Below are 7,563 nucleotides of genomic sequence, written 5' to 3'. Positions count from 1 at the left end.
TATAGTGCAAAAAACTCATTTTCCGCTCATTTTTTTGCGACGAGTCCAAAATCCTTAAAATGGCTGTAAGCCGCGCCAGTAAAAGGCTTCCGGCTAACCCAACGTTCCCTTTGAGAGTCCGGAAATGGTTGCCACCCCACACGACCGCGGCCGTCTCCGGCGCCGCCATGAGGTCCGGACGCGTACGGTTGACGCTGAAATGGCAGGTGCAGACCAGCTCATAGTCGGTGGGGATATTGTCCCTGGCGGTGCGTTTTTCCCAAAAATAGTCTTTGCTTACTACCGTCTTTTCCGGCTCGCCGGTATAGGTCATACGCTGGGACTTCAGCCGGCCGTGGCGCGAACCGAACGTGGCTTCCAGTTCATCATAGTAGCTTACTTCCAGGGTTTTCACGTCCACCCGAGACGGCACATCCCGCACGTTTTTGATAGCGGCGTCTTGTGCTGGCGCCCGTCCGGTGTCGGCGGCGGGGGCTTTTAGGGGGAAGTTATAGATGACATAGGTGACCTTATGGCAAAGCACCATGGTGTTATGCGGCAGCACCGACGGTCGGTGACAGGAGAGGGCGCCATAGTGGTAGTAGATGCGGCGAATCTGCGTCGTCGGGATATGCCCGGGGGAATTTCATAACTGACTTCGACGGCAAAGCGACGAAAACCCAGCGGATCGGCAGGACAGCCGCGATTACTGCTATCAGCGCTGAAATAAGTAAGAGTGAACTGACTCCCATCGGGATACACGCATAGGGTTAAATTGCCATCATCATCACCCACGTAATTGTAGCGGGTAATGGCCCTTTTCTTCGGTTGCTGATCGGGGCGTTGCGGGGTGTTGACGATAGGAGGGGTGTGCCAGTGTTCTTCTTTTCTTGTCGGTAAACAGTAGGTGCGGGGTAATTGCGCCAGCGGCGTTGTCGTTGCAGCGTCGACGGGGCGCGATAGCTTAGAAGGAAGGTGTGCTCATTTTCCTTAAGCTGATTATTCAAGATGATCTTCGTCTGGTGCTTCTCGCTTACCAGACGGTGATTGCTATCATAGCAGCGCGTAATGGTTTCGCTGCCGGCTTTCTGCGCTTCCTGAGCCAATGGGCTTCGGTTCTCACGATGGATCGTGATCTTCGATGAATAAATTTTCCCAGGCGTGAGCATATCGGGCCGGCTGAGAGGGGCGTCTGCGGTGAGAAAATCCACATCGGTAAACTGAAATGTCTGCGTTTGTTGATATAACGCCCTCTGGTTATTGGTGACGCGGGTGGTATGGCTTTCAATGCAGGGTAGAGGTCTGACGGCACCGTCCGCGTAATAAACAAAGTCTTCGTTGATGCCGCCGGGCAGGCGCAGCGATGCCAGGCGCTCCTGGCTGTCGTAACCTATCTCGCAAAGTGCGCCGGCGTGGCAGCGCGCGGTGTCGACATTATCCTTATCGTACTTGCTCACGCGTGTCAGTTTTCCCTGCTCTATTTGCAAAAACAGACTGTAGCTTTGCGGCAAACCGGGCCAGACGGTGAGAATAATGTGATTTGGCGAGGGCGGCTGGCCATCTACCTGATGCAGAGGCGGCCATTTTATTTCTACAAGGCTTTGCTGCGCATCTTTTATTTGCGTGAGACGCAGACGGTCGTTGACGGCGATGTAGGCGAAGATTATTTCATGGCCGGCGGGAGAAAAAACCCGGTTGAGCAGATAATACTTTTGCGTGATGTCTTTTGCCTGAGGAATAAAATAAGCTGTTCAACGGCGCCGCTTTTGTAATAAATCCAAAGTGCGTCGTTGAGCATTTTCAACCGGATGTGGAGCGGGACCGGCGGGCAAAACGCCGGATCGGACGCCTCACCTTCAAGGCGATATTGTTCACCGCTGGAGAGCGTTAATAGCCGGCTCTCCGGATCATATCGGCTGAGATTTTCGCTGAACCCTTTGCCATAACCCACGTCCTGAAGATGCAACAAAGAATAACTCAGCGATAGCGGTGACAAGGGGAAGGCGAAATTGTAATAAGCCGGTGCGGGGGTCGACCTGTGCTGCAAAAGGGTGGTGCATAGCGATATCCTTATCGTGGGTAATACGTACTAGGCATCACGGCGAAGGCGGTGGCGTTGCCAACGCAATGACCCGTGCAAGGCCGGGCGGTTTTGCAGCCTCTTTGGCAATCGCCGGCGCAACAGCCGCCGTCAGTGAGGCGCTGCGTTGCAGGCCGTGGCCGGAGGGACCATTTTCCTTTTCGGTCAGGCGGTAAATTTTTATAAAATGGCCGGATGGCGGGCACCACCTGACCCCCTCGTCCCGAGGGGGGTTAACAAGGGCCGCGCAAGGGGGCGGGAAGCACGCATTGGGTCATGGGGTCGCCAGCGGGCGCACGGCGGGTAAACCGCGGCGGCGAGCGCAACGGGTCAGCAGAGAACCAAGGCAAGGCTGCGGGTTCCGCCGCCGGCTGCCATCAGTTCGCAACACCGCCAGGCAGAGCGAATGGCTTACAGGGTGCGGCGTTATTATTATGGCGGCGGGCGGTCGATTGACAGCCGGTCGAACCGTCGCGTTGTGCGGTACAACGGCCGCCGTTTAACGCACCCAGGCGTGGAGCCGCCACCGTCTAGTTTTTTTTGCGTACGCCGAGAAATGTATTTATAGTGAATATATTAGTTAAATAAATGAATTTCAGAGAGCAATACGCGACACAAATAAAAAAGAACCAGGGCTGTTATATTGATCAGAAAAATCGTGAGATTCATAATCCGCCGCGCATTGGTTGAGCTTTTGTTATTTATGCCGTTGCTAGGATGTTTTCTTTACGCTAGGAAAAGTCCATATGAAAAAAATAATATTGCTCTTGGGCGCGCTAGGACTGACGGGGTGCGCTGGGAATCAGTACGCGGAAAAACCGGCGACGACCTTGATTGATCACGGCGATTATGCGGTGGATACGTCCTATCCCTCTCAATCACAGGATGACCGCGTCCAATTTCTTATATTCCATTATACCGCCGTCGATGATAATGAATCCCTTCGGCTGCTTACGCACAGCAGCGTAAGCGCCCATTATCTTATTCCCTCCAATCCCACCGAAACTCGCGGCAAACCGGTGGTATTGCAGTTGGTGCCGGAAAATAAGCGGGCCTGGCACGCGGGCGTAAGCGGCTGGGCCGGGCGCAATAATATTAACGATACTTCCATCGGTATTGAAATCGTTAATGACGGTTTTCATGAGGCGCCCGCCGGGAAGCAGTGGATCCCCTATCATAAAGAACAGACGGTGTTAGCGGCCCGTCTGACACGGGATATTATCGCCCGTTACCAAATTAAGCCGCAGAACGTGTTGGCGCATAGCGATATCGCGCCGTTGAGGAAAACCGATCCCGGTCCACAGTTTCCGTGGCGGGAAATGGCGCGGCAGGGCATAGGGGCATGGCCGGATGCGGCGACGGTGGACAAATATTTGCAGGGCAAACATCGCTGGTCCGCCGGCAATGTCGCGCTCATCCAACAGGCGCTGGCCGTTTACGGTTACACCATCCCGCAAACGGGCACGCTGGATAAAGAGACACTTCGCGTCATCAGCGCCTTCCAGATGCATTTCCGCCCCAGCAACTTCACGGGCGTAGCGGATAAGGAAACCGAGGCAATCGCCCAGGCGCTGGTGGAAAATTACTGCAATCCCACCTGAAACCGGCCATGACGACACGTCCGGTTAGATATCTTCCGGCTTAAATTGCGTTTAAACCGACGCGGCGTGTGGTAAGGCTTACAGAAATCTTTTTTGCTATTTCTTTGCGCTGACGCCGGGTTTTTGGTTGTAATTTGCACAATTGTTCAGACGCCAGACGCACAATTTGATAAAATTGAGGTTCGTTACAGGCAAAAGAGAGAGACTAATGGAGGTTATCCTGTCATGAATTCTGGTACGTCATCCCCTTCTGAAAGCGCTGAACAACCCGTTACGACGTTGTCAGGCGTGATTACCAAATCACCCAGCCGAATCAAAAATACCGTCGGTCGGCCGATGGTGAAAGCGACCATTTTGGCGGAAAGCAAAAAACGCAGTGCTTACCCCCTCACCGTGGTGGGCTTCGATATTATGGCGCTGGAACTCATGGCGCATTTGTGCGGCGAACGCCTGACGGTGACCGGGCGCATGGAGTGGAACGGCGGGTATTCCCTCATCGCCGATCGGATAGTCAGTATGTCGTGATGCCCCCGGCGCGGTAAAGTTACCTTCGCTAACGCACCCTCCCGTTTCTAACCTCGATACCACCGTCTTCCCGACGCGATGATGACCGCAGGTTGCCGCCTGCTCCGGGAGGGGCGTGCCCGCGTCCCGCGCGCAGGCCACGGTTGCCAGGGCCAAGCGAGAGGGCGACGGCCACGCTGCCAAAAAAGGGGCTAAACCTGACGGGGTATTTAATGCTAGCATTTCGGCTCTCTTTCACAAGGATCTGAATATGAAGCGAACTCCCATCATGTTACTACTGGCGGCGGCCCTGAGCGGATGCGCCGGCGCGCCGGAATATACCAAGGTCGTGGCGGCCCCGGCACCGCAGGGCTATGCCGGCATCTGGACCAGCACCACGCCGCAGAAGGCGCTTATTAGCCCCGAGGCGGTGGCTAGCTTGATAATCAGTCGGTCGGGGACCACGCTGGATTGCAGAAGCTGGCAGCGGACGATCATCAGGCCGGGTAAACTGACCACGCGCGATGCCCGGCTGTATAATATCAACGAGAAAAACGAAATGAGTCTGCTGAGACTGGACCGTGATGTTTTACACTACGGCAATCTCACTTTGCAGCGCAGCGCGTCACCCACCGCACAATGCCAGCCGTTCATCTCCGGGCAAGGGGATAATTGGGTATTTAGCGCCGCTGCGCCGACGGCAAAGGCCCCCGGCAGAAAGACCGGCGTGGTCAGATAACCCGGCTAAGACCGATACCGTCCCTCGACGACCCTAACGCCGCGCCCGATGCTCTGTGCTTTCGCTTTACCCATCAGAGCTTATCGGGTTTAGCCGCGACCGGGGTTGTCCACTACAGGCTGCCGGCCGTGCGCTGACGGTGGCTGACGTAAAGTATTGGTAAAAATAATTTACCTGTCTTTACGGGTAACCGCGCCCGCATTCTGTTATGCTCTCTCTGCGCTTGAAGCGATACCGCTCTCCCTTGTCCCGTCTCTCGCCGTTGCCGGACTCATAGCCCTTCGTGGTATGTGCTGGTTGAATCGTGAAGCCCGAACCTGAGGCCGGCCGTCAGGCATAAATGCCGGTTTACTGACCTGCTGATCCATGTAAAGAAATGAAAGATTACAACTTTCCGTCGAATAATAAACGCCGGGGGGTGTCTTAGTTGCAACCTGTATCGCTATTGATGTTTTTTCTGATTGATGCGTTAAGTAATGCAACTCATCACTAGGAAAAATTGATGCCGCAACCACAGAAGTTTACCCTTGCCCTGCTGCATCCGCGCTATTGGCTCACCTGGTTCGGTCTGCGCGTGCTCTGCCTGCTGGTGCAGCTGCCGTATCCGCTGCTGCGACGGTTGTGCGGTCTCCTTGGCCGTATGTCTAAGCCGTTTTTGAAACGCCGGGTGCGCATTGCCCGGCGCAATCTTGAGTTGTGCTGCCCCGATATGGACAGCGCGCGTCTGGAAGACACCGTCAACAATAACTTTACCTCGCTGGGCATGGGCCTGATGGAAACGGAGATGGCCTGGTTCTGGTCCGATGCGCGCGTAAAACGCTGGTTTGACGTTTCCGGCCTGCAGCACCTGCAACAGGCCAGCCGCCACGGCAGGGGCGTGATAGTCATCGGCATCCATTTCATGTCGCTGGAGCTCGGCNGGGGGGGGGGGGACGATGGGGCTATGCCAGCCGATGATGGCCATGTACCGGCCCCATAACAATAAGGTGATGGAGCTTATCCAGACCTGGGGGCGCATGCGCTCCAATAAAGCCATGCTTGATAGAAAAGACCTGCGCGGTATGGTGCATGCCTTGAAGCAGGGCGAAACGGTTTGGTTTGCGCCGGACCAGAATTATGGCCCGCGGGGCAGTATTTTCGCGCCGTTTTTCGCCGTTCCCCAGGCGGCCACCACCCGCGGCACCTATACTCTGGTCCGACTGGCGCAGCCGCAACTGGTCCCGATGGTGCTTATCCGTAAGCAAGATGGGCGCGGCTACCAGCTGTTGATTCAGCCGCAGCTGAGGGACTATCCGCAGGACGATGAAATGGCGGCCACCTGCTACATGAACCGGATTGTGGAGCAGGAGATATTGCGCGCGCCGGATCAATATCTTTGGCTGCATCGCCGTTTTAAAACCCGGCCGCGCGGCGAACTGTCGCTGTACGTGTAAGCATGTTGCGCACGGCCGCTGTCGGCGCGCGTCATTGCTTCATACTAGGGTGTCTTAGGGGGGGAATAATCCGCGGTTCCAGAATTATCCGAACACGGCCGGCCTGTGGATAACTGGTCCGTTGAAAAAGTTGGTGCAAACCGCTAAGTAATTTATTATTATCAAGATTCCTGTTTCTCTGCCCTAGCAAATCTCATCCTCGCTCCGGTTTCTTCAACTTTTCGACTTTTCTCTCAAATTTTGTTACCAATATTACAAAAAATTACTAGTACAGCGGCGGCTTCGTTTGGCTACACTGATGAACTTTAAATGCGCATTACCCTTTTTCGCCAATTTGACAGGTATCTTATGTTACGCAATAAGCGCTTCCGGGCACTCTCTCTGTTGACCACCCTTGGCATGTCGCTAGCCAGTTTTAACACCTTCGCCGACACCGATATCTTTACCGTGCTCGATGATCCTTCCCCCGCCAAAAAAAGCTTTGATGGCGATGCTCAGGCAAGCTACAACGCCCAGAGCGGCAATACCCGCAATTCCAATCTGGCCGCCAGCACCACCATAACCTGGTTCCAGTAGTCGAATGCCTATAGCCTTTGGGGGGAAGCCGCCAACAACTCGTCCGACGATCAGCGCAGCTCGGAGAAATATCAGGCCGGCGCCCGCGCCCGCCACAACCTCAGCACGCAAAACTTCCTGTTTGCCCAAGGGAGTTGGTTAAGCGATCGCTATAACGGCTACCGTTCGCGCGATACGCTGGTCGCCGGCTACGGTCGCCAGGTGCTGACCGGGCCTATCCATACCCTGCGCGTCGAAGCGGGTCCTGGCGTGCGCCATGATGAATACCAGGGCGGCGGTAATACCACCAAAGCGTTGGGTTACGCGGCGGCCTCTTATAGCTATCAGTTGACCGACAACACCAAATTTATTCAGGGGCTGTCGCTGCTCGCCAACGATGACACAACGGTGAACTCGGAAACCGGGCTGAATGTCGATATTAACGACCATTTTGCGCTGAAGGTCGCTTACAACGTTACCTAGAACCAAAATCCGCCGGATAGCGCGCCGAAGCATACCGATACGAAAACATCGTAAGCGCCCCGTGGAGGACGTCTTGAATTATTGGTGGGTTTGTTGTATGAGACAGTAAACCTACGTTACACGCTTATGCTCATTGCATTTTCACATTGTATTGATTTTAATAATTTTTATTTCCATCCCGGTTTGAGT

General features: G+C 54.8%; 6 protein-coding genes and 2 pseudogenes. 5 read left to right on the top strand and 3 right to left on the bottom strand.

Annotation, left to right across the window (positions count from 1 at the left end):
• The 3 genes from ACMX3H_RS09810 to ACMX3H_RS09800 form a co-directional block, all read right to left on the bottom strand.
• Positions 1–544, bottom strand: a 544-nt coding sequence (locus ACMX3H_RS09810) for a hypothetical protein (RefSeq protein ID WP_415210680.1), incomplete at its 3' end; no start/stop codon positions are given.
• A 205-nt stretch (positions 545–749) separates the two neighbouring features.
• Entirely contained in the window at positions 750–1,436 is a 687-nt protein-coding gene (locus ACMX3H_RS09805; RefSeq protein WP_415210679.1) for a hypothetical protein, read from the bottom strand.
• A gap of 206 nt (positions 1,437–1,642) precedes the next feature.
• Complete coding sequence (locus ACMX3H_RS09800) at positions 1,643–1,948, bottom strand: hypothetical protein (protein WP_415210678.1); 306 nt, start codon at positions 1,946–1,948, stop codon at positions 1,643–1,645.
• A gap of 857 nt (positions 1,949–2,805) precedes the next feature.
• Between ACMX3H_RS09800 and ACMX3H_RS09795 the strand changes: the two genes are divergently transcribed.
• The 5 genes and pseudogenes from ACMX3H_RS09795 to ACMX3H_RS09775 all read left to right on the top strand — a co-directional run.
• The gene (locus ACMX3H_RS09795) at positions 2,806–3,660 is read left to right on the top strand and encodes an N-acetylmuramoyl-L-alanine amidase (protein ID WP_415210677.1); all 855 of its coding nucleotides are present in this window, start codon (positions 2,806–2,808) and stop codon (positions 3,658–3,660) included.
• Positions 3,661–3,948: 288 nt separating this feature from the next.
• Positions 3,949–4,185 (top strand): hypothetical protein, encoded by a 237-nt coding sequence (locus tag ACMX3H_RS09790; protein ID WP_415210676.1) that lies wholly within the window; start codon positions 3,949–3,951, stop codon positions 4,183–4,185.
• 250 nt (positions 4,186–4,435) lie between these two features.
• A complete protein-coding gene (gene yedD, locus ACMX3H_RS09785; protein WP_415210675.1) occupies positions 4,436–4,903 on the top strand; it encodes a lipoprotein YedD in 468 nt (155 codons plus the stop codon).
• Between the two features lie 502 nt (positions 4,904–5,405).
• A pseudogene (gene lpxP / locus ACMX3H_RS09780) lies at positions 5,406–6,336 on the top strand (kdo(2)-lipid IV(A) palmitoleoyltransferase).
• Positions 6,337–6,684: 348 nt separating this feature from the next.
• Positions 6,685–7,371, top strand: a pseudogene (locus ACMX3H_RS09775) (YdiY family protein); the annotation flags it as partial.
• Between the last annotated feature and the right edge of the window lie 192 nt (positions 7,372–7,563).

This window comes from Sodalis sp. (in: enterobacteria) (assembly GCF_047607725.1).
Lineage (GTDB): Bacteria > Pseudomonadota > Gammaproteobacteria > Enterobacterales > Enterobacteriaceae > JBLKSS01.
The sequence above is the reverse complement of the archived record's forward strand: the minus strand, read 5'-3'. Positions and strand labels throughout refer to the sequence as shown.